At 64.2% G+C, this 18,909-nt stretch carries 18 protein-coding genes; 9 read left to right on the forward strand and 9 right to left on the reverse strand.

Annotated features, from left to right (window positions below):
- Window positions 1–54: 54 nt before the first annotated feature.
- Window positions 55–456: a ketosteroid isomerase-related protein gene (locus tag QZ471_RS18480; protein WP_295466486.1), complete on the reverse strand. Its 402-nt coding sequence runs from the start codon at window positions 454–456 to the stop codon at window positions 55–57.
- Between the two features lie 105 nt (window positions 457–561).
- Between QZ471_RS18480 and QZ471_RS18485 the strand changes: the two genes are divergently transcribed.
- On the forward strand, window positions 562–1,149 hold the full coding sequence (locus QZ471_RS18485; protein ID WP_295466488.1) for a GNAT family N-acetyltransferase: 588 nt from the start codon (window positions 562–564) through the stop codon (window positions 1,147–1,149).
- A complete protein-coding gene (locus tag QZ471_RS18490) occupies window positions 1,146–2,030 on the forward strand; it encodes a carbon-nitrogen hydrolase family protein (RefSeq protein ID WP_295466490.1) in 885 nt (294 codons plus the stop codon). The genes QZ471_RS18485 and QZ471_RS18490 overlap by 4 nt, the downstream gene beginning before the upstream one ends.
- 46 nt (window positions 2,031–2,076) lie before the next feature.
- On the opposite strand, the gene QZ471_RS18495 is transcribed toward QZ471_RS18490, so the two are convergent.
- The 5 genes from QZ471_RS18495 to yaaA all read right to left on the reverse strand — a co-directional run bounded on the left by QZ471_RS18495 (window position 2,077) and on the right by yaaA (window position 8,444).
- Window positions 2,077–3,597 carry a fumarate hydratase gene (locus QZ471_RS18495; RefSeq protein ID WP_027598481.1) on the reverse strand — a complete coding sequence of 507 codons (1,521 nt, stop codon included), beginning with the start codon at window positions 3,595–3,597 and terminating at the stop codon, window positions 2,077–2,079.
- Between the two features lie 228 nt (window positions 3,598–3,825).
- Window positions 3,826–4,800: a D-glycerate dehydrogenase gene (locus QZ471_RS18500; RefSeq protein ID WP_295466492.1), complete on the reverse strand. Its 975-nt coding sequence runs from the start codon at window positions 4,798–4,800 to the stop codon at window positions 3,826–3,828.
- 26 nt (window positions 4,801–4,826) lie between these two features.
- The gene (locus QZ471_RS18505; protein ID WP_295466494.1) at window positions 4,827–5,690 is read right to left on the reverse strand and encodes a TIGR01459 family HAD-type hydrolase; all 864 of its coding nucleotides are present in this window, start codon (window positions 5,688–5,690) and stop codon (window positions 4,827–4,829) included.
- Between the two features lie 116 nt (window positions 5,691–5,806).
- Window positions 5,807–7,267 (reverse strand): mannose-1-phosphate guanylyltransferase/mannose-6-phosphate isomerase, encoded by a 1,461-nt coding sequence (locus QZ471_RS18510; protein ID WP_295466497.1) that lies wholly within the window; start codon window positions 7,265–7,267, stop codon window positions 5,807–5,809.
- A gap of 397 nt (window positions 7,268–7,664) precedes the next feature.
- Entirely contained in the window at window positions 7,665–8,444 is a 780-nt protein-coding gene (gene yaaA, locus QZ471_RS18515) for a peroxide stress protein YaaA (RefSeq protein ID WP_295466499.1), read from the reverse strand.
- A 354-nt stretch (window positions 8,445–8,798) separates the two neighbouring features.
- Here yaaA and QZ471_RS18520 point away from each other — a divergent pair, with 354 nt between their 5' ends.
- From QZ471_RS18520 to moaE, 4 genes are all read left to right on the forward strand, one after another.
- Window positions 8,799–10,190 (forward strand): PhoH family protein, encoded by a 1,392-nt coding sequence (locus QZ471_RS18520; protein WP_295466501.1) that lies wholly within the window; start codon window positions 8,799–8,801, stop codon window positions 10,188–10,190.
- Window positions 10,191–10,276: 86 nt separating this feature from the next.
- Window positions 10,277–10,756 carry a cyclic pyranopterin monophosphate synthase MoaC gene (moaC, locus tag QZ471_RS18525; protein WP_295466503.1) on the forward strand — a complete coding sequence of 160 codons (480 nt, stop codon included), beginning with the start codon at window positions 10,277–10,279 and terminating at the stop codon, window positions 10,754–10,756.
- Window positions 10,753–11,004, forward strand: coding sequence for a MoaD/ThiS family protein (locus tag QZ471_RS18530; protein WP_295466505.1), 252 nt, complete (start codon window positions 10,753–10,755; stop codon window positions 11,002–11,004). Before moaC ends, QZ471_RS18530 begins: the two co-directional genes overlap by 4 nt.
- Before the next feature lie 2 nt (window positions 11,005–11,006).
- Window positions 11,007–11,462: a molybdopterin synthase catalytic subunit MoaE gene (gene moaE / locus QZ471_RS18535; RefSeq protein ID WP_295466507.1), complete on the forward strand. Its 456-nt coding sequence runs from the start codon at window positions 11,007–11,009 to the stop codon at window positions 11,460–11,462.
- A gap of 269 nt (window positions 11,463–11,731) precedes the next feature.
- Here the strand turns inward: moaE and rhlB are convergent, their stop codons facing one another.
- The 3 genes from rhlB to QZ471_RS18550 form a co-directional block, all read right to left on the reverse strand.
- Window positions 11,732–13,210, reverse strand: coding sequence for an ATP-dependent RNA helicase RhlB (gene rhlB / locus QZ471_RS18540; RefSeq protein ID WP_295466509.1), 1,479 nt, complete (start codon window positions 13,208–13,210; stop codon window positions 11,732–11,734).
- A 95-nt stretch (window positions 13,211–13,305) separates the two neighbouring features.
- Window positions 13,306–14,256 (reverse strand): GGDEF domain-containing protein, encoded by a 951-nt coding sequence (locus QZ471_RS18545; RefSeq protein ID WP_295466511.1) that lies wholly within the window; start codon window positions 14,254–14,256, stop codon window positions 13,306–13,308.
- A gap of 205 nt (window positions 14,257–14,461) precedes the next feature.
- Window positions 14,462–15,118 carry an alpha/beta fold hydrolase gene (locus tag QZ471_RS18550; protein WP_295466513.1) on the reverse strand — a complete coding sequence of 219 codons (657 nt, stop codon included), beginning with the start codon at window positions 15,116–15,118 and terminating at the stop codon, window positions 14,462–14,464.
- Window positions 15,119–15,475: 357 nt separating this feature from the next.
- On the opposite strand from QZ471_RS18550, the gene QZ471_RS18555 reads away from it, so the two are divergent.
- The 3 genes from QZ471_RS18555 (at window position 15,476) to QZ471_RS18565 (ending at window position 18,901) form a co-directional block, all read left to right on the forward strand.
- Window positions 15,476–16,504 (forward strand): amino acid ABC transporter substrate-binding protein, encoded by a 1,029-nt coding sequence (locus QZ471_RS18555; RefSeq protein ID WP_295466515.1) that lies wholly within the window; start codon window positions 15,476–15,478, stop codon window positions 16,502–16,504.
- A 99-nt stretch (window positions 16,505–16,603) separates the two neighbouring features.
- Window positions 16,604–17,791 carry an amino acid ABC transporter permease gene (locus QZ471_RS18560; RefSeq protein ID WP_295466517.1) on the forward strand — a complete coding sequence of 396 codons (1,188 nt, stop codon included), beginning with the start codon at window positions 16,604–16,606 and terminating at the stop codon, window positions 17,789–17,791.
- A gap of 9 nt (window positions 17,792–17,800) precedes the next feature.
- Window positions 17,801–18,901, forward strand: a complete 1,101-nt coding sequence (locus QZ471_RS18565) for an amino acid ABC transporter permease (RefSeq protein ID WP_295466519.1) — start codon at window positions 17,801–17,803, stop codon at window positions 18,899–18,901.
- Window positions 18,902–18,909: the final 8 nt, after the last annotated feature.

Here is an 18,909-nt window from a genome sequence, read left to right on the forward strand (position 1 = left end):
ACGTCTGCATGCGACACCCCACCGGCGCCCTGTGCTCCCGGCAGCTGACGGGCGTCAGCCGTCGACCTGGGCGATCCAGTCGCCGAGGTTGTAGTAGTTGGTCACCCGCGCCACCTTGCCGTCGCGAATCTCGAAGAAGGCGCCCACCGGCAGTTCGTAGGTCTGGCCCCTGGCCTCGGGCAAGCCCTCATCGCTGACCAGATACTCGCCGTGGATGACGAATTCGGCGGCAGCCCGTCGACCACTGGGTTCGGTCATCACCACCAGGTCGGTCAGGCGCTCGCGGTAGCAGCGATTCATGTGCGCCATGAAGTCCGCGAAGGCGGCTTTGCCCACCTGGCGCTCGCCCTGGTTGATGTCGTGGACGACGTCCTCGGTGAGCAGCTCCAGGAAGATGTCCATGTCGCCGGCGTTGAAGGCGGCGTAGTAGGCGTCGATGAGGTCGGTCGTGGTCATGGTGGCTCCTGTCGTTGGCGAAAAAGCGCGATCGCCGGCGCATGGTAGGGTGCCTGGACGATCCCGACATTGCCATTCGCGTCTCCCGCTTAACCGAGAGAGTCCATGGACATCCAACGCCTGCATGGCACCGCCATTGCCCCGCTGATTCCCGAACTCGCCGAACTGCGCATCACTGTCTTTCGCGAGTACCCCTATCTCTACGACGGTACCCTGGACTACGAGTCCCGCTATCTGCAGACCTATGCCAATGCACCGGACAGCCTCTGCGTGCTGGTCCGCGACGCCGGTCGGATAGTGGGCGCCGCCACCGCCCTGCCGCTGGCCGATGAAACAGTGGAGTTCCAGCAGCCCTTCCGTGAAGGCGGTTGGCCGGTGGAGCGGCTCTACTATTTCGGCGAATCCCTGCTGCTACCGGCCTATCGCGGCCGTGGCCTGGGCCGGCGCTTCTTCGCCGAGCGCGAGGCGCGGGCACGGCAGCTGGGGCGTTTCGCCTGGTGCGCCTTCTGCGCCGTGCAGCGCCCGGACGACCATCCACGCCGGCCATCGGACTACCGATCGCTGCACGGCCTCTGGCACCGCGAGGGCTTCGTCGAGCATCCCGAGTTGACCACCCAGTACCTGTGGCAGGATCTCGACGAGGCGACCGAGTCGCCCAAACCCCTGACCTTCTGGCTCAAGGAATTGCCATGATTCGCCTCGCCGCTTGCCAATACGCCATCGACCTACTGGAGACCTGGGACGCCTATGCCGCGCACCTGAGCGAACTCTGCGAAGAGGCGGCCGCCGAAGGCAGCCAACTGCTGCTGCTACCCGAATACGCCGGGTTGGTGCTCAGCGGTCAGTTGCCTTCGGCCGAACGCGGCGATCTGCAGGGCTCCATCGTCGGTATCCAGCCGCTGATTCCTGCCTGGCGCGAACTCTGCGAAGGGCTGGCGCGACGGCTGCAGCTCTACCTGCAACCCGGCTCGCTTCCGGTCCTCGATGCGGATGGTCGGTACCGCAACCGCGCCTGGCTGTTCGGCCCGGAAGGCTGCCTGGGCTACCAGGACAAACTGATGATGACCCGCTTCGAGCGGGAGGAATGGAACATCGCTGGTGGCCGCGAAGGCTTGCGGGTGTTCGACACGTCCCTGGGGCGTCTCGGCATCCTGATCTGCTACGACAGTGAATTCCCGCTGTTGGCCCGGCACCTGGCTGACGCGGGGGTGGATCTGATCTTGGTGCCGAGCTGTACCGATACCGTCGCCGGTTTCCACCGGGTGCGAGTGGGCGCCCAGGCGCGAGCGCTGGAAAACCAGCTCGCCGTGCTGCAATCACCGACGGTGGGGTTGGCGCCCTGGTCGCCGGCGCTGGACGAGAACGTCGGGCGGGCCGGACTCTTCGTCCCACCGGATCGGGGCATGCCGGCCGATGGGGTGATCGCCCAGAGCAGTGAACTATGCCCCGAGTTCAGCCAGTGGCTCTATGCCGACCTCGATCTGGACGAGGTGCGGCGGGTGCGAACCCAGGGCCAGGTGTTCATCCGCCGTGACTGGCCGGAGCAGTGGCAGGTACTGAACGCAGGTCACTGAATGAAAAAAGCCCAGCGCTGGGCTGGGCTTCTTCAAGGGCGCAGTGTTAGATCTCGACGGCTAGGCTGTCGGCGATCTTCTTCTGCCACACCTGCGGACCGGTGATGTGCACCGACTCGCCACGGGTGTCGACCGCCACGGTCACCGGCATGTCCTTCACCTCGAACTCATAGATGGCTTCCATACCGAGTTCCGGGAAGGCCAGCACCTTGGCGCCCTTGATGGCCTGGGCCACCAGGTAGGCGGCGCCGCCGACGGCCATCAGGTAGACCGCCTTGTGGTCCTTGATCGCCTCGATGGCGATGGGGCCACGTTCGGACTTGCCGATCATGCCCAGCAGGCCGGTCTGGTCGAGGATCTGGCGAGTGAACTTGTCCATGCGGGTGGCGGTGGTGGGGCCCGCCGGGCCGACCACTTCGTCGCCCACCGGATCGACCGGGCCGACGTAATAGATGAAGCGGCCCTTGAGGTCCACCGGCAACGGCTCGCCCTTGTTGAGCATGTCGACCATGCGCTTGTGGGCAGCGTCGCGGCCAGTGAGCATCTTGCCGTTGAGCAGGACGGTCTCGCCCGGCTGCCAGCTCTGGACTTCTTCCGGAGTCAGGGTGTCGAGGTCGACGCGGCGCGCGCTCGGACCGGCTTCCCAGACGATTTCCGGGTAGGCGTCCAGTGGTGGGGCTTCCAGGCTGGCGGGGCCTGAGCCGTCCAGCACGAAGTGGGCGTGACGGGTGGCGGCGCAGTTGGGGATCATGCATACCGGCAGGGAGGCGGCGTGGGTCGGGTAGTCCTTGATCTTGACGTCCAGCACCGTGGTCAGGCCGCCCAGGCCCTGGGCACCGATGCCCAGCTGGTTGACCTTGTCGAAGATCTCCAGGCGCAGCTCTTCCAGACGATTCTGCGGGCCGCGGGCCTTCAGCTCATGGATGTCGATCTCGTCCATCAGCGATTCCTTGGCGAGTACCGCGGCCTTCTCGGCGGTACCGCCGATGCCGATGCCCAGCATGCCCGGCGGGCACCAGCCGGCGCCCATGGTCGGCACGGTCTTGAGCACCCAGTCGACGATGGAGTCGGACGGGTTGAGCATGGCCATCTTCGACTTGTTCTCGGAGCCGCCGCCCTTGGCCGCGACATCGATCTCCACGGTGTTGCCGGGGACGATCTGGTAGTGGATCACCGCCGGGGTGTTGTCCTTGGTGTTCTTGCGGGCACCGGCCGGGTCGGCCAGGATCGAAGCGCGCAGGACGTTTTCCGGCAGGTTGTAGGCGCGGCGCACGCCCTCGTTGATCATCTCGTCCAGGCTCAGGGTGGCGCCGTCCCAGCGCACGTCCATGCCGACCTTGGCGAAGACGGTGACGATACCGGTGTCCTGGCAGATCGGCCGGTGGCCGGTGGCGCACATCCGCGAGTTGATCAGGATCTGGGCGATGGAATCGCGCGCGGCGGCGGACTCTTCGCGCAGGTAGGCCTCGTGCATGGCCTGGATGAAGTCGACGGGGTGGTAATAGGAGATGAACTGCAGGGCGTCGGCGACGCTCTGGATCAGATCATCCTGCTTGATCACGGTCATGTACGCGCTCCTCTTGGCGGTTTCTTGCGCCTCGCCACAGGTGGTGGCGAGGCGGGCGCGCAATTCGGGTCGCACGGACCGGGCCGCGAGGGAGCCCGATCGGAGGGGTGGCCTGGACACACTGAGAGGCCCACCCGGCCGGGGCGGCCGACCCGAGAGCGGCGCGGCAGTATAGCCCGTTCAGGCGCCCGACGGCAGCGACTCCAGTCGGCGCTGGGCGATCAGCGCTCAGCGGCGCTCGAGGGCTGCCGGATTGACCAGGTCTGTCGGGCGCTCGCCGGTGAGGGCCGCGATCAGATTGTCTACCGCCCGCTCGGCCATGGCGTAGCGGGTTTCGTGGGTGGCCGAGCCGATGTGCGGCAGGGTGACCACGTTGGGCAGCTCGAACAGCGGCGAGGCCTCCAGGGGTTCGCGGGTATAGACGTCCAGGCCCGCACCGCGGATCTGGCGGCTACGCAACGCCTCGATCAGCGCCGGCTCGTCGATCACCGCACCGCGCGCCAGGTTGATCAGGATGGCACTGGACTTCATCAGCCCCAACTCGCGTTCGCCGATGAGCTTCTCGGTGGCGGCCGACAGGGGCACCACCAGGCAGACGAAATCGGCTTCTCGGAGCAGGTCATCCAGTTCCCGGCGTTGGGCGCCCATCTGCTCTTCCAGCTCGGGCTTGGTGCTGTTGGCGGTATAGAGAATGGGCATGTCGAAGCCGAAGTGGCCACGCTTGGCGATGGCCGCCCCGATGCGACCGGCGCCGACGATGCCCAGGGTGCGGCCATGAATGTCGGTGCCGAAGTGCTCTTCGCCGATGCCCTTGCGCCAGAGACCCGCCTTGACGAAGGCGTCCAGCTCCGGCACTCGCCGGGCGGCGCTCATCAGCAGGGTGAAGCCGAGGTCGGCGGTGGTGTCGGTAAGGACGTCCGGGGTGTTGGTGAGCAGGATGCCGCGCTCAGTCAGGTAGTCGACGTCATAGCTGTCGTAACCCACCGAGACGCTGGCGATGGCTTCCAGGGTAGTGGCCATTGCCAGTTCCTTCGCGCCCAGCTTGCGGCTGGCGCCGATCAGGCCCTGAGCCTTGGCCGCGGCTGCGGCGAAGAGGTCGAGGTTGGCGCTGGCGGGAAGCACCTCGACGGTGAAGTGTTCGCGCAGGCGCTCCACCAGCGTGTCGGGCAGGCGGTTGAAGACCAGTACGTGCTTCTTGCTCATCGATACCTCGGCGTGTGGAAAAAATATTAGGCCAGGCCAGCCGCGGCGAAGCGCGGACGCTCGGGATGCTGGCTCAGCAGGCTTTCGAGTCCCTCGCGGCTGGGCTCTTGGTTGAATGCCAGTCCCAGGGCTTCCCGGTGGATGCCGGTAGCGGCCAGCCAGAGGCAGTCGATCTCCGCCGCGACTGCGCCCGGAACGTCGGTCACCAGGGAGTCACCGACGAACAGCAAGCGGCTGGCGCCTCGCTCGCGCAGCTCCTGCGCCGCACAGCGATAGGCATAGGGATCGGGCTTGCCATACCAGGTCACCGCGCCGCCCAGCTCGGCGAAGCGATCGGCCAGCTTGCCGGCCGCGTAGAAGGGTAGACCCCCGGACACCACGTTGCGATCCGGGTTGGCACAGAGAAAAGGCTTGTCGAGTGCGCCGGCCAGGGGCGCGAAGCGGGCTTCCAGTTCGTCTTCCGGGAAGCTGCCGACGCCGAGGATGATGGCGGCTTGGTCGATGTCGTCGACGAAGCGTTCGCGGATAACCGCGGGCCAGCCTACCTGGCCGGTACCGGGGCCGGACAGATAGATACCGCCCTGGCTGAATGTGGGGTCCTTGAGAAAGGCATCGATGGCCAACTGACCGGAGGTCGTCACGCCAGCGAAGAGGTGGCGGGGCACGCCCAGCTTGACCAGCTCTTCGGCCATACCCTCGGCATCGCGCGAGGCGTTGCTGAGGAACCACACCGGCTTGCCCTCGGCCGCGCGGCGTTCCAGCCAGGCCAGGGCGCCGGGGAAGGTCTCGTAGCCGTCGATCAGCACGCCCCAGAGGTCGAGGATGAAGCCATCGTAGCCGGCCAGGGCTTCGTCCAGTTGATCGAGGCGGAGCAGGGTGGGGGCGGTCATGCAGAGGAATCCGATGGCGAAAGGGGAAACGACAAGCCTAACCGGTTTTGCCGAGCGGCTGCCGAAAACGCAGACACCGGCCTGGGCCGGTGTCTGTTTGTTGCTCTAGACGAGGCTTAGCGCGTGGACGCCTTGCCCGCCTTGGCGACTTCCAGGGCCTGGGTGTCGACGCGGCCGTAGATGTCCTCGAAACGGACGATGTCGTCCTCGCCCAGGTAACCACCAGACTGCACTTCGATCAGCTCCAGCGGTACCTTGCCGGGGTTGGCCAGGCGGTGCACGGAGGTCATCGGCAGGTAGGTGGACTGGTTTTCGGTCAGCAGGAAGACCTTGTCGTCACAGGTGACCTCGGCGGTACCCGACACCACGATCCAGTGTTCGGCACGGTGGTGGTGCATCTGCAGCGACAGCTGGGCGCCCGGCTTGACGGTGATGCGCTTGACCTGGAAGCGCTGGCCCATGTCGATGGAGTCGTAGGAGCCCCAGGGACGGAAGACTTCCTGGTGCGCCTTGACCTCGTTGCGGTTCTGCTTCTCGAGGGCGTTGACCAGCTTCTTGACGTCCTGGACCTTGTCCTTGTGGGCGATCATGACGGCGTCCTTGGTTTCCACCACGACCACGTCATCCAGGCCGACCAGGGTCACCAGCTTGCCGTTGCCGTGCACCAGGCAGTTGCGGCTGTCGTGCAGGACGACGTCGCCCTTGAGCACGTTGCCGTTGCTGTCCTTGGCATGGACGTCCCACAGCGCGGACCAGGAACCGACATCGTTCCAACCGGCGCTCATGGGCACCACGCAGGCGCGGGTGGTCTTTTCCATCACGGCGTAGTCGATGGAGTTGTCCGGGCAGACGGCGAAGGTGGCGGCATCGATGCTGATGTTGATGCCGTCGATGCTGCTGCGCTCCAGCGCCAGCAGGCAGGTGTCGTAGATATCGGTGTCGTGCTTCTTCAGCTCTTCCAGGAAACGGCTGGCGCGGAACAGGAAGATGCCGCTGTTCCAGCAGTAGTCGCCGGAAGCTACGTATTCGGTGGCGGTGATGGCATCGGGCTTCTCGACGAAGCGCTCGACGCGGGCCACGCCCTCGGGCAGGCCGTCGTTGGTGCCGGTCTTGATATAGCCATAACCGGTCTCGGGCGCGGTGGCAGGGATGCCGAACAGCACCATTTCGCCACGCTCGGCGGCGGCGGCAGCCTGTTGCAGGGCAGCCTTGAATTGGGCTTCGTCCTCGATCACGTGATCGGCGGGCAGCACCAGCATCAGGTCGTCCTTGCCGTCAGCGACCAGTTGCATGGCGGCGATGGCCACGGCTGGCGCGGTGTTACGGCCGAAGGGCTCCATGATCAACGCCTGGGGTTTGCACTCCACGGCCTTGAGCTGCTCTTCCACCAGGTAGCGGTGTTCGGCGTTGCAGACGATGATCGGGCAATCGATGCTGCCCTCGCAGCCCAGGCGGTTGATGGTCTCCTGGAACATGGTCTGTTCGCTGGTCAGGGCCAGGAACTGCTTGGGGTAGAGCTTGCGCGAGAGGGGCCAGAGTCGCGAGCCGCTACCACCGGACAGGATGACGGGAATCATGGGCGTTACTCCTTCAGCGTCTGCTGATTTGTGGCCGCTGTCCCTAGGGTCGGGACGAAGCGTCCGTGCTTCGAAAGGTCAACCGTCCGGAAACCGTGACGGTACAACTTGAACTATGCGGACTGATTGCCAAGGGCCATCACGGCCGCTGGCAAGGACCAGACAAAGACAGAATCAAACGAAAGTGGTTCTCAGCGAAGTTTCCTTTTTCCGGAAAGGCGACGGTTTTGAGAGGTCCGGCAACTTTTCTCATCCGGAACTCCACCGCTGCGCGGCTGAAACCTTTTTATTGGAGGGAGATGACAGTCTTTCACGGAAGTGGATCACCGAATGTGAGCTCTTCACCAGTTCTGGGGCGCAAGACAGGGTTCGCGCGGTCATCCGTCGATTCTACGAGTTATTCCGCGGGTGAATCACGCAGAAAAATCAACTTGTCGGCCGTGGAACGCTCGGCGCAGAAGGCATAGCCCTGCTCGGCAAAGTCGCGGAGGTCAGCCACCTGGGTGATACGCCCCTTGATGACATGCCGCGCCATCAGGCCGCGGGCCTTCTTGGCGTAGAAGCTGATGATCTTGTAGTCACCGTTCTTGAGATCGCGAAACTCCACCTCGACCACCCGGGCCCGCAGGTGCTTGCGCCGCACGGCGCTGAAGTACTCGTTCGACGCCAGGTTGAGCAGGACGTCATCGCCCTGGGCGGCAAGGTCCGCATTGAGCCATTCGCTGATGCGCTCGCCCCAGAAGGCGTAGAGGTCCTTGCCGCGAGCGTTGGCGAACTTGGTGCCCATCTCCAGGCGGTAGGGCTGCATCAGATCCAGCGGACGCAACAGGCCGTAGAGTCCGGACAGCATGCGCAGGTGGCGCTGGGCGAAGTCGAAATCATCCTCCTCGAAGCCGTCGGCGGCCAGGCCGGTATAGACGTCGCCCTTGAAGGCCAGGATGGCCTGCTTGGCGTTCTCCGGGGTGAATTCGGGTGTCCAGCTGCCGAAGCGAGCGACATTGAGGGCCGCGATCTTGTCGGACACGCCCATGAGCTGGGCCACATCCGCGGGAGTCAGGGCACGCAGTCCCTCGATCAGTTCGCGGGAATGCACCAGGTGTTGCGGCAGGGTATGACGAGACGTGCGGGGCGGGGTGTCGTAGTCCAGCGTCTTGGCCGGCGAAATCACCATCAACATCGGCTTGGCTCCTCTTGGCGAGGCGCCATTCTAGAGGCCGGCCAGGCGCTACTCCAGTACGCCTTGCCGATGGCATCGATAGATATCGACCGCAGGTTTACGACGACGTTACCCGCCTGACCGACGATCTATACCGGTCCGCGAAAAAAACCGGGCGCGGACAAAAAAAGCTTTTGTGCCCAAGGTCTTTTGCGTTATTACCGAAGTGTCCGTCGCATCTCTCGGGTCCCGTGCCCTCATGTTGGCCGGTCCGTGAACCCGTTGCTGGAGCGACGGCACCTTTCGCCGCGGAGCGCCGCCTGGTGCTCCGTCGACTGGCTTGCGAGTCAAGCGTTTCTGACGAGGTGACCGAGTATGGATGATCACGGACGTTCCCGCCCCACCCAGCCCACCCTCTATGTGCTCGACACCAACGTACTGATCCACGACCCGAACGCTCTGCTCAATTTCGAGGAGCACCACGTCGCCATTCCCATGACGGTCCTGGAGGAACTCGACAAGCTCAAGACCGGCAAGCACAACGTCGCTGCCGAGTGCCGGCAGGCGATCCGCCTGATCGACAGTGTCCTGGCCGAATCCTCGCCCGAGGACGTCGAGCGGGGCGTACCCATCCCCCGCGGCAAGGGCGAGGCCAAGGGGCGCCTCTCCATCCTCATGGGCCGCCGGGCTGGTCCCATGGCCTGCCTGCCCGACGACATCAACGACAACCGCATCATCAACCAGCTCGTCGAACTGCGTACCCAGCATCCCCAGGAGCGGGTCGTCCTCGTCACCAAGGACATCAACATGCGCCTCAAGGCGCGGGGTTGCGGCATCGCGGCGGAGGATTACCAGACCGATCAGTTGCTCGACGACGTTTCCCTGCTCTCCCAGGGCTACCACAACATCCCTGGGTCCTTCTGGGACAACGTCAGCAAGGTGGAAAGCCGTCAGGAGCTGGGCCGGGTCTGGCATCGCGTCCAGCTCTCCGCCGAGTTGCCGCCCTTCAACGTCAACGACTTCGTGCTCGACGAGCAGGGCTTCGTCGGCTGGGTCAAGGCGGTGCGCGACGGCGAGGTGATCCTGCTCGATATGCATCAGGAACCCTTGATGCACCAGGAAGCCTGGGGCCTCAAGCCACGTGACATCTATCAGGCGCTGGCGCTGTTCGCCCTGCTGGAGCCGGACATCCACTTGGTCAACCTCACCGGCGCCGCCGGTTCGGGCAAGACCATCCTGGCGCTGGCCGCGGCCATCGAACAGACCATGGTCACCAAGAGGTATCGCCGGATCATCGCCACCCGTAGCGTTCAAGGGCTGGACGAGGACATCGGCTTCCTGCCCGGCACCGAAGCCGAGAAGATGGAGCCCTGGTTGGGTGCCATTACCGATAACCTCGAAGCCCTGCACATGGATGATCACAACCCCCACGGCAGTGTGGACTACATCCTGAGCAAGGTGCCGCTGCAGTTCAAATCCCTGAACTACATCCGCGGTCGCAGCTTCCAGCAGAGCCTGATCCTCATCGACGAATGCCAGAACCTCACCCCGCACCAGATGAAAACCATCATCACCCGTGCCGGCAGCGGTTCCAAGGTGATCTGCCTGGGTAACCTGGCGCAGATCGACACCCCCTACCTCTCGGCCACCAGCTCGGGCCTCACCTACCTCTCCGAGCGTTTCAAGGGCTTCAACCACGGCGTGCATATCACCCTGCAGGGCGTGCCGCGTTCCGTCCTCGCCGAATACGCCGAGGCTCATCTGTAACAGCCAAGATCTCCGCCCGGCCACGGGCGGGGATCAAATCCCTAGTGGCGGGTCTACAATGGCAGGTCTTTTTCAGGAGTCATGCCGTGCTGACCCATCTCGATTCCCAAGGCCGTGCCAACATGGTCGACGTCACCGACAAGCAGGTGACCTTCCGTGAAGCCACCGCCGAAGCCCGGGTGCGCATGCGTCCGGAAACCCTCGACCTGATCCAGAGCGGCGGCCATCCCAAGGGCGACGTCTTCGCCGTCGCCCGTATCGCCGGCATCCAGGCGGCCAAGAAGACTGCCGATCTCATCCCGCTCTGCCATCCGTTGATGCTCACCAGCGTCAAGGTCGCCCTCATCGCCGAAGCGCCCGATGCCGTGCGGATCACGGCCACCTGCAAACTCTCCGGCCAGACCGGCGTGGAGATGGAGGCCCTGACCGCTGCCAGCGTGGCGGCGCTCACCCTCTATGACATGTGCAAGGCAGTCGACCGCGGCATGACCATCGAGGCGGTGCGCCTGTTGGAAAAGAGCGGTGGCAAGAGCGGTCACTTCCGCGCCGAGGAGCAGTCGGCATGATCCGCGTGCAATTTTTCGCTCGCTATCGGGAAGCTTTGGGCTGCGCCGAGGAAAGCCTGGCCTGGGAGCCGGACCTCGCCACCGTGGGCGATCTGCGTGAGCACCTGGTACAGCGCGGTGGCCGCTGGGCCGAAATCCTGGGCGAGCAGGGCTTGATGTGTGCCCGCAACGAAGAACTCTGCGGTCTGGCCGAGCCGCTGCGCGACGGCGATGAGGTGGCCTTCTTCCCCACCGTGACCGGAGGTTGACCATGGCTATCCGTGTGCAGGCTGATGCCTTCGATCCCGGCCAGGAGCTCAATGCCCTGCATGCCGCCAACACCGGTGTCGGTGCCGTAGTAGGTTTCGTTGGCTACGTCCGCGACTTCAACGACGGACGCGACGTCGGTGGACTGTTCCTCGAACACTTCCCTGGCATGACCGAGAAGGCCTTGGCGCGCATTGTCGAAGAGGCCCACCAGCGCTGGCCGCTGCTCAATGTCGATATCCTGCATCGCATTGGCCGGCTGGAGCCGGGCGAGCCCATCGTCTTCGTCGGCACCGCCAGCGCCCATCGCCTCGCCGCCTTCGAGGCCTGCAACTTCGTGATGGACTACCTCAAGACCCGCGCACCCTTCTGGAAGAAGGAAGACACGTCCGAAGGCCCGCGCTGGGTGGAGGGGCGCGCCAGCGATCAGGATGCCGCGGAGCGTTGGGCGAAGGAGTGATGGGGTAGGGTAGAAACCTCGTTAGCGTTTTCCACCTGCTGCCTCAAGGCTGGCGATGGATGAGGCTACGCCGTCATCCACCCTAGGATTGTGGCCATTTCTAGAGCTTGGTCAGCAATTCGTGTACGCGTTGCGGGATATCGCGGCCATGGGCCGCTCCTACAGATGCATCAAGCTCTGTAGGAGCGGCCCATGGCCGCGATGGGGCCGACACAACTTAGGAGCAGCACAGCCGGCTGACCGCCATAGCCGCGGTCGAATGGACTACCTCAGCGCTGCCGGGGCACCGACTTGAGCAACTCGGCCGGCGGCATCTCGCAGGAGATCTTGCGGCCGAGCAGGGTCTCGATGGGCGGCAGGGCGAAGGCGTCGTCCTCGCCGGCGAAGCTGATGGAGGTGCCGCTGGCGCCGGCACGACCGGTACGGCCGATGCGGTGCACGTAGTCGTCCGGGTCTTCCGGCAGGGTGAAGTTGATCACGTGGCTGATGCCGTCGACGTGGATGCCGCGACCGGCCACGTCCGTAGCCACCAGCACGCGGATCTTGCCGGCGCGGAAACCTTCCAGGGTCTTGATGCGCTTGTGCTGAGGGACGTCGCCCGACATCTGGGCGGCGCTGATGCCGTCCTTGGTCAGGCGTTCCTCGATACGGCGCACCTCGTCACGACGGTTGGCGAACACCATCACCCGCTCCCAGTTGTTCTGGGCCACCAGGTTATAGAGCAGCTTGTACTTGTCGCTGGAGGAGACGGCGTAGACGTGCTGCTCGACGGTGTCGCTGGCCACGTTTTCCGGCTCGATCTCGACGATGGCCGGGTTGGTGGTCCACTGCCGCGCCAGGTTCATCACGTCTTCGGTGAAGGTGGCGGAGAACAGCAGCGTCTGCCGCTCGCTCTTGGGCGGGGTCTGGCGGATGATCTGGCGTACCTGGGGGATGAAGCCCATGTCCAGCATGCGGTCGGCTTCGTCCAGCACCATGACCTCGACCATGTCCAGGTGCACCTCGCCACGCTGGTTGAAGTCCAGCAGACGACCCGGAGTGGCCACCAGGATGTCGCAGTAGCGGGCTTCGAGCTGCTTGAGCTGCTTGTCGAAGTCCATGCCGCCGACGAAGCTCATGACGTTCAGCCCGGTGTACTTGGCCAGGTCCAGGGCGTCGTTGGCGATCTGCACCACCAGCTCGCGGGTTGGCGCGATGATCAGCGCCCGCGGCTCGCCCATGTATCTTTCCTTGGGCGGTGGCGTGGTCAGCAGTTGGGTGATGGTGGAGATCAGGAAGGCCGCGGTCTTGCCAGTGCCGGTCTGGGCGCGGCCGATGGCGTCCTGGCCCTTGAGGGTGAAGCCCAGCACCTGCGCCTGGATCGGCGTGCAATAGGGGAAGCCGAGGTCATGGATGCCGTGCATCAGCCGCGGGTCCAGCTTGAAGTCATGGAAGCGCGTCTTGCCTTCCTGGGGCTCGACCACGAAGTCTTCCAGTTTCCAGGTATCGACCGGCTTGGGTTTGCGCGGGCTGCGTTCGCGGCGGGGCTTGGCCGGCTTTTCCGCGGGCGCACGGGCGTCCTGCGCGGGGGCGCTGTCCTGGGGCTTGGGTTTACGGGGCGCGCGCTCGGCCTGGGGCGCGGGTGCAGCGACAGCAGGCGCCGCAGGGGTTGCGGGGGCGACGCTGGGGTTCACGTGGGGCGTAGCGGGGGAGGTCGGCTGAGCGCCGTCCTGGTCCTTGCCCAGAAATTTTTTGAGTGCCTTGAGCACGGAGGGTCTCGATCATCGAAAGCGGAATGAGACCGCAGTGTAAAGCAACCTACGTGCCCAGCAACAACTACCTGCCGAATGCAGTGACGGCCGGGCTAGCCGCAGATCCGATTTCGCCCGGCGCCCTTCGCCTGGTAGAGCGACTTGTCGGCGCGCCCCACCAGTTCGTCGAGGGTATCGGCCTTGCGCATCTGCGCCAGGCCGATGGAAACGGTGACGCCCGGCAGCTTGCCGCAGGGCGAATAGAAGTCCTTGATGTCCGCCAGGCTCTGGCGCAGGCGCTCGGCGATGGCGATGGACTCGTCGCGGTCGATCTCCGGCAACAGGATGACGAATTCCTCGCCACCGTAGCGGGCCATGCTGTCCTTGGGGCGCAGCTGATCCCGCAGCGTATTGGCAACCAGGCACAACGCATAGTCGCCCGCTAGGTGGCCATAGGTATCGTTGTAGTGCTTGAAGTGATCGACATCGAGCATCAGCAGGCTGAGCGGCTGCCGATTGAAGGCGCAACGGGTGCTCTCGCGCTCGAACAGTTGCTCGAGTCGCCGGCGGTTGAACAGGCCGGTCAGGGTATCGACGTTGGCGTTGCGTTCGGTGTCGACGATGAGCTGGTTGCCCCGGCGCATCCGCTCGCACAGGATGCCGAGCAGGTTGTGCATGGCCTTGGCGGAGCGCTCGATCAGCTCCAGCACCAGGTCGCGATGCAGGCAGAGGACCCGGGTGTCGGCCTCGGCGATGACATGGGCACTGGGTCTTTCGCTATCCAGAAAGCTGATCTCGCCCGAGCACTCACCCACTCCCAGCAGATAGATGGGGGGATTCTCCAGAGAGCCCAGATGCACCCGCAACCGTCCCTCGAGGATGAGGTACATAAAGTGGTTGGGCTGCGCGGGCGACAGCAGGCATTCGCCAGCCACCAGGCTACGCGTCGCCGAACGGGCGATAAGGGCTTCCAGCAGATAGGTTTCCACGCCCTTGAACAGGCGCAGATCCTTCAGGGAAGAGACCGGCACTTCGGCCAACCATAGCGACAAGGGCGCAGCCATCAACAGATCACCCCATGGGCTGAAAGGAAAACTCGGACCATAGCTGCTCCATGCACATCACGACCTTCAGGCACCCACACTGGACCGGACGAGCCCTGCAAAGTTCGTTCGTTTCCCACCATGGGAGCCCGCTTTCAGCGCCAGATGTCGCGAAGTGTCGACCGGTTTCCAAAAATCGCCCCGAAGCGAAATGTTGCCTGTCGTGTCAGCCGAGGCGGCCCTGCAACCAGGCCTGGATGTCCTTGATTTCCGCCGGAATGACCTCGTGGCGCATGGGATAGTCGTGCCAGAGCGCTTCGACGCCCGCGGCCGCCAGTGCCTCGTAGGCGGCTCGTCCCAAGGCGAGGGGTACCACGTCGTCCTGGACCCCATGCAGGCACAGCGCCGGCGTGGTACCGCCGCGGTTCGGCTGGTCACTGTCGAAGCTGGGGGCGTAGGTCGAGAGCGCCATGACGCCGCCGAGCGTCACGCACGGTGTGTTGTAGGCGGCGTGTAACACCACTGCGCCACCCTGGGAAAAGCCCGCCAGTACGATGCGCTCGGCGGGGATGCCCAAACCGCGCTGTTCCGCGATGAGCGCCTGGACGGTGGCAGCGGACTCTTCGAGCTGCGCCCGATCGATGGCGCGGGCCGGATTCATGGCCAGGATGTCGTACCAGGACGGCATGGCCCAGCCGCCGTTGATGGTCACGGGGCGGGTCGGCGCCTGGGGCAGCACGAAGCGGGTACGTGGGAGCCTTTGTTGCAGCAGCTCGGCCACGGGCTCGAAGTCGTGTCGGGAGGCGCCCAGGCCATGCAGCCAGATAACGCAGCTATCGGCCGATCCGCTCGCCGATTCCAGCACAAGAGGGAGGTTTTCCAAGGTTTTGCTCCAAAGTGGGGCTCTCAAAGAGCGGTGTGGTAACAGTTGGTGCGTAGCGCTGATGTCGCATTATCGTAATTTTTTTTGGCGAATTTTTGCCAGAAGTCCACAACCCGGCGCTTTGCGAAGAGAACGGACTTGTCGCATCCGCTGGTCCGCTAATTGCCTCAATCAATGCAAGACTGGGCAGTGCACCAACAGGTAACACCGCCGCGCTGCCTGGTTGTGCCCATGTCAGACCGCTGTCTTCGCACTGTCGAAGAGCGCCGGTTCGGGCAAGTTGTACGGTCATCACGCGAGAGACATCGCGGTGCCGTGCCGCTGGAACGCAATTCATAAACACATTGGAGCTTATCGATGAAGATGGTGAAGTCCACCCTGGCAATTCTGACCACCGCCGCCGCTCTGGGTCTTTCCAGCATGGCTCATGCGGGCGCTACTCTGGATGCAGTGAAGAACAAGGGTTTCGTGCAATGCGGCGTCAGCGATGGCCTGCCGGGTTTCTCCTTCACCGACTCCAAGGGTGAATACAAGGGTATCGACGTGGACGTCTGCCGCGCCGTCGCCGCCGCCGTCTTCGGCGATGCCTCCAAGGTGCGTTTCACCCCCCTGACCGCCAAGGAGCGCTTCACCGCGCTGCAGTCCGGTGAGATCGACGTCCTGTCGCGCAACACCACCTGGACCAGCTCCCGCGATGGCGGCATGGGCCTGATGTTCACCGCCGTGACCTATTACGATGGCCAGGGCTTCCTGGTGAACAAGAAGCTGGGTGTGAAGAGCGCCAAGGAACTGGACGGCGCCACCGTGTGCATCCAGGCCGGTACCACCACCGAGCTGAACCTGGCTGACTACTTCCGCTCCAGCGGCATGAAGTTCACTCCCATCACCTACAGCACCTCCGACGAAAGCGCCAAATCCATGGAAGCCGGTCGTTGCGACGTGCTGACCTCCGACCAGTCGCAGCTGTACGCCCAGCGCATCAAGCTGGCCAAGCCCGACGACTACGTCGTATTGCCCGAAGTCATCTCCAAGGAGCCCCTGGCTCCCGCCGTCCGCCGTGGCGACGAAGACTGGTTCACCATCGTCAAGTGGGCACAGTTCGCCATGGTCAGCGCCGAGGAAATGGGTCTGACCTCCGCCAACGTGGAAGCCCAGGCCAAGGATTCCAAGAATCCCGACGTCCGTCGCCTGCTGGGCGTCGACGGCGAATTCGGCAAGGACCTGAAGCTGCCGAAAGACTGGGCGCTGAACATCGTCAAGCAGGTCGGCAACTACGGCGAAGTCTTCGAGCGTAACGTCGGCATGGGTTCCGATCTGAAGATCAAGCGTGGTCTCAACGCCCTGTGGAACGCAGGCGGCCTGCAGTACTCCCCGCCGGTCCGTTGATCTCGGCGCCTTAGTCGCCGACACCTTCCGGATGTGCAGATTCTCGCCCTGCAGCGCTTGTCGTGCTGCGGGGCGAGGGTTTAATGAGGCTTCCAGTAGATGCAAAACGTTAGCAAAACCTCGCCACCAGTTCGTGGGTCGCTACTGACCGACCCGCAGGTACGTTCGTGGCTGTTTCAGGTAGTCGCCGTAGTCGCCGTCGTGGCCTTCGGCTGGTTCCTGTTCAACAATACCCAGACCAACCTGTCTCACCGGGGGATCACCTCGGGCTTCGGCTTCCTCAACAATTCCGCCGGCTTCGGCATTCCCCAGCACCTGATTCCCTATACCGAGGGTGATACCTACGGCCGAGTGTTCCTGGTCGGCCTGCTCAACACCCTGCTGGTCTCGGTGATCGGCATCGTGTTGGCGACCATCATCGGCTTCACGGTGGGCGTGGCGCGGTTGTCGAACAACTGGCTGCTGCGCAAGGTCGCCACCGTCTACATCGAGATCTTCCGCAACATTCCGCCGTTGCTGCTGATCTTCTTCGTGTACTTCGCCGTACTCGCCCCCCTGCCGGGTCCGCGCCAGAGTCTGAGCCTGGGTGACGCCTTCTTCGTCAACAACCGCGGCCTCTATATGCCGGCCCCGACTGCCGATACGGGCTTCATCCCGGGCCTGATCGCGTTTCTGATCGCCGTCGTGGCCAGCGTCGTGGTGTTCCGTTGGGCCCGCAAGCGTCGGCACGCCACCGGTGAACGCTTCCCGGTGCTGTGGACGATCCTGGCGCTGCTGATCGGCATTCCGCTGCTGGCGACCCTGGTGTTCGGCAAGCCGTTCCACTGGGAGCTGCCGGAGCTGCAAGGCTTCAACCTGCGCGGTGGCTGGGTGATCATCCCGGAACTGGTTTCCCTGGCGCTGGCGCTGTCAGTCTATACCGCCGCCTTCATCGGTGAGACGGTACGGGGCGGTATCCAGGCGGTCAGCCATGGTCAGACCGAGGCGGCTAGCTCCCTGGGCCTGCGCCCGGGGCTGACGCTGCGCCTGGTGATCATTCCCCAGGCCATGCGGGTGATCATTCCCCCGCTGACCAACCAGTATCTGAACCTGATGAAGAACTCCTCCCTGGGCGCCGCGGTGGGCTATCCGGAGATGGTGGCGCTGTTCGCCGGTACCACGCTGAACCAGACCGGCCAGGCCATCGAGACCATGGCCATCACCATGAGCGTGTACCTGGCCATCAGCATCAGCATCAGCATCCTGATGAACTGGTACAACAAGCGCATCGCGCTGATCGAGCGTTAAGGAGCGCGTATGAGTAACCAGACCCATACCTTCAAACCGGACCTTCCGCCGCCGCCCTCCAGCGTCGGTGCCCTGGCCTGGATTCGTGGCAACCTGTTCTCCAGCGTCGGCAATACCCTGCTGACCCTGCTCGGCCTCTACCTGGTCTGGCTGATCGTGCCGCCAGTGGTGAACTGGGCCTTCCTCAATGCCACCTGGAGTGGCACGACCCGGTCCGATTGCGCGCCGGGTGGTGCCTGCTGGGTGTTCATCAAGGAACGCATCGGCCAGTTCATGTACGGCTTCTACCCGGAAGACCAGCGCTGGCGGTTCGATCTGACCGTGGTGCTGGCCGTGGTCGGCGCCATTCCGCTGCTCCTCGACAGCTTCAAGCACAAGGCCCGCTACGGCCTGTCGCTGCTGGTGATCTACCCGTTGGTGGCCTTCTGGCTGCTGTACGGTGGTCTGGGTCTGCGCGTGGTTCCTACCAGCGAGTGGGGCGGCCTGATGCTGACCATCGTCATCGCCGCGGTGGGCATCGTCGGTGCACTGCCGCTGGGTATCCTGCTGGCCCTCGGTCGCCGCTCGAAGCTGCCGGCGATCAAGGTCATCTCCGTGACCATGATCGAGTTCTGGCGGGGTATTCCGCTGATCACGGTGCTGTTCCTGTCGTCGGTGATGCTGCCGTTGTTCCTGCCGGAAGGCATGAACCTCGATAAGTTGCTGCGCGCCATCGTGATGGTGATCATCTTCGAGGCGGCCTACATCGCCGAGGTGGTCCGTGGCGGCATGCAGGCCATTCCCAAGGGCCAGTACGAGGCCGCTGCGGCGATGGGCCTGGGCTACTGGCGCACCATGGGCCTGGTGATCCTGCCCCAGGCGCTGAAGCTGGTGATCCCGGGTATCGTCAACACCTTCATCGCGCTGTTCAAGGATTCGAGCCTGGTGATCATCATCGGCCTGTTCGACCTGCTCAACAGCATCAAGCGCGCCACCTCGGACCCGGCCTGGCTGGGCATGTCCACCGAGGGCTACGTATTCGCGGCGCTGATCTACTGGATTTTCTGTTTCGCCATGTCCAGCTACTCCGCTCGCCTGGAGCGCAAGCTGAACACCGGCCACAAGCGTTAGGAGTCATC

Origin of the sequence: uncultured Pseudomonas sp. (assembly GCF_913774235.1) — a bacterium.
Taxonomy (GTDB): domain Bacteria; phylum Pseudomonadota; class Gammaproteobacteria; order Pseudomonadales; family Pseudomonadaceae; genus Chryseomonas.

Coding starts and splice junctions, on each gene's coding strand:
- QZ471_RS18480 (WP_295466486.1), bottom strand. CDS start 456: ATGACCACGACCGACCTCATCGACGCCTACTACGCCGCCTTCAACGCC.
- QZ471_RS18485 (WP_295466488.1), top strand. CDS start 562: ATGGACATCCAACGCCTGCATGGCACCGCCATTGCCCCGCTGATTCCC.
- QZ471_RS18490 (WP_295466490.1), top strand. CDS start 1,146: ATGATTCGCCTCGCCGCTTGCCAATACGCCATCGACCTACTGGAGACC.
- QZ471_RS18495 (WP_027598481.1), bottom strand. CDS start 3,597: ATGACCGTGATCAAGCAGGATGATCTGATCCAGAGCGTCGCCGACGCC.
- QZ471_RS18500 (WP_295466492.1), bottom strand. CDS start 4,800: ATGAGCAAGAAGCACGTACTGGTCTTCAACCGCCTGCCCGACACGCTG.
- QZ471_RS18505 (WP_295466494.1), bottom strand. CDS start 5,690: ATGACCGCCCCCACCCTGCTCCGCCTCGATCAACTGGACGAAGCCCTG.
- QZ471_RS18510 (WP_295466497.1), bottom strand. CDS start 7,267: ATGATTCCCGTCATCCTGTCCGGTGGTAGCGGCTCGCGACTCTGGCCC.
- yaaA (WP_295466499.1), bottom strand. CDS start 8,444: ATGTTGATGGTGATTTCGCCGGCCAAGACGCTGGACTACGACACCCCG.
- QZ471_RS18520 (WP_295466501.1), top strand. CDS start 8,799: ATGGATGATCACGGACGTTCCCGCCCCACCCAGCCCACCCTCTATGTG.
- QZ471_RS18530 (WP_295466505.1), top strand. CDS start 10,753: ATGATCCGCGTGCAATTTTTCGCTCGCTATCGGGAAGCTTTGGGCTGC.
- moaE (WP_295466507.1), top strand. CDS start 11,007: ATGGCTATCCGTGTGCAGGCTGATGCCTTCGATCCCGGCCAGGAGCTC.
- QZ471_RS18545 (WP_295466511.1), bottom strand. CDS start 14,256: ATGGCTGCGCCCTTGTCGCTATGGTTGGCCGAAGTGCCGGTCTCTTCC.
- QZ471_RS18555 (WP_295466515.1), top strand. CDS start 15,476: ATGAAGATGGTGAAGTCCACCCTGGCAATTCTGACCACCGCCGCCGCT.
- QZ471_RS18560 (WP_295466517.1), top strand. CDS start 16,604: ATGCAAAACGTTAGCAAAACCTCGCCACCAGTTCGTGGGTCGCTACTG.
- QZ471_RS18565 (WP_295466519.1), top strand. CDS start 17,801: ATGAGTAACCAGACCCATACCTTCAAACCGGACCTTCCGCCGCCGCCC.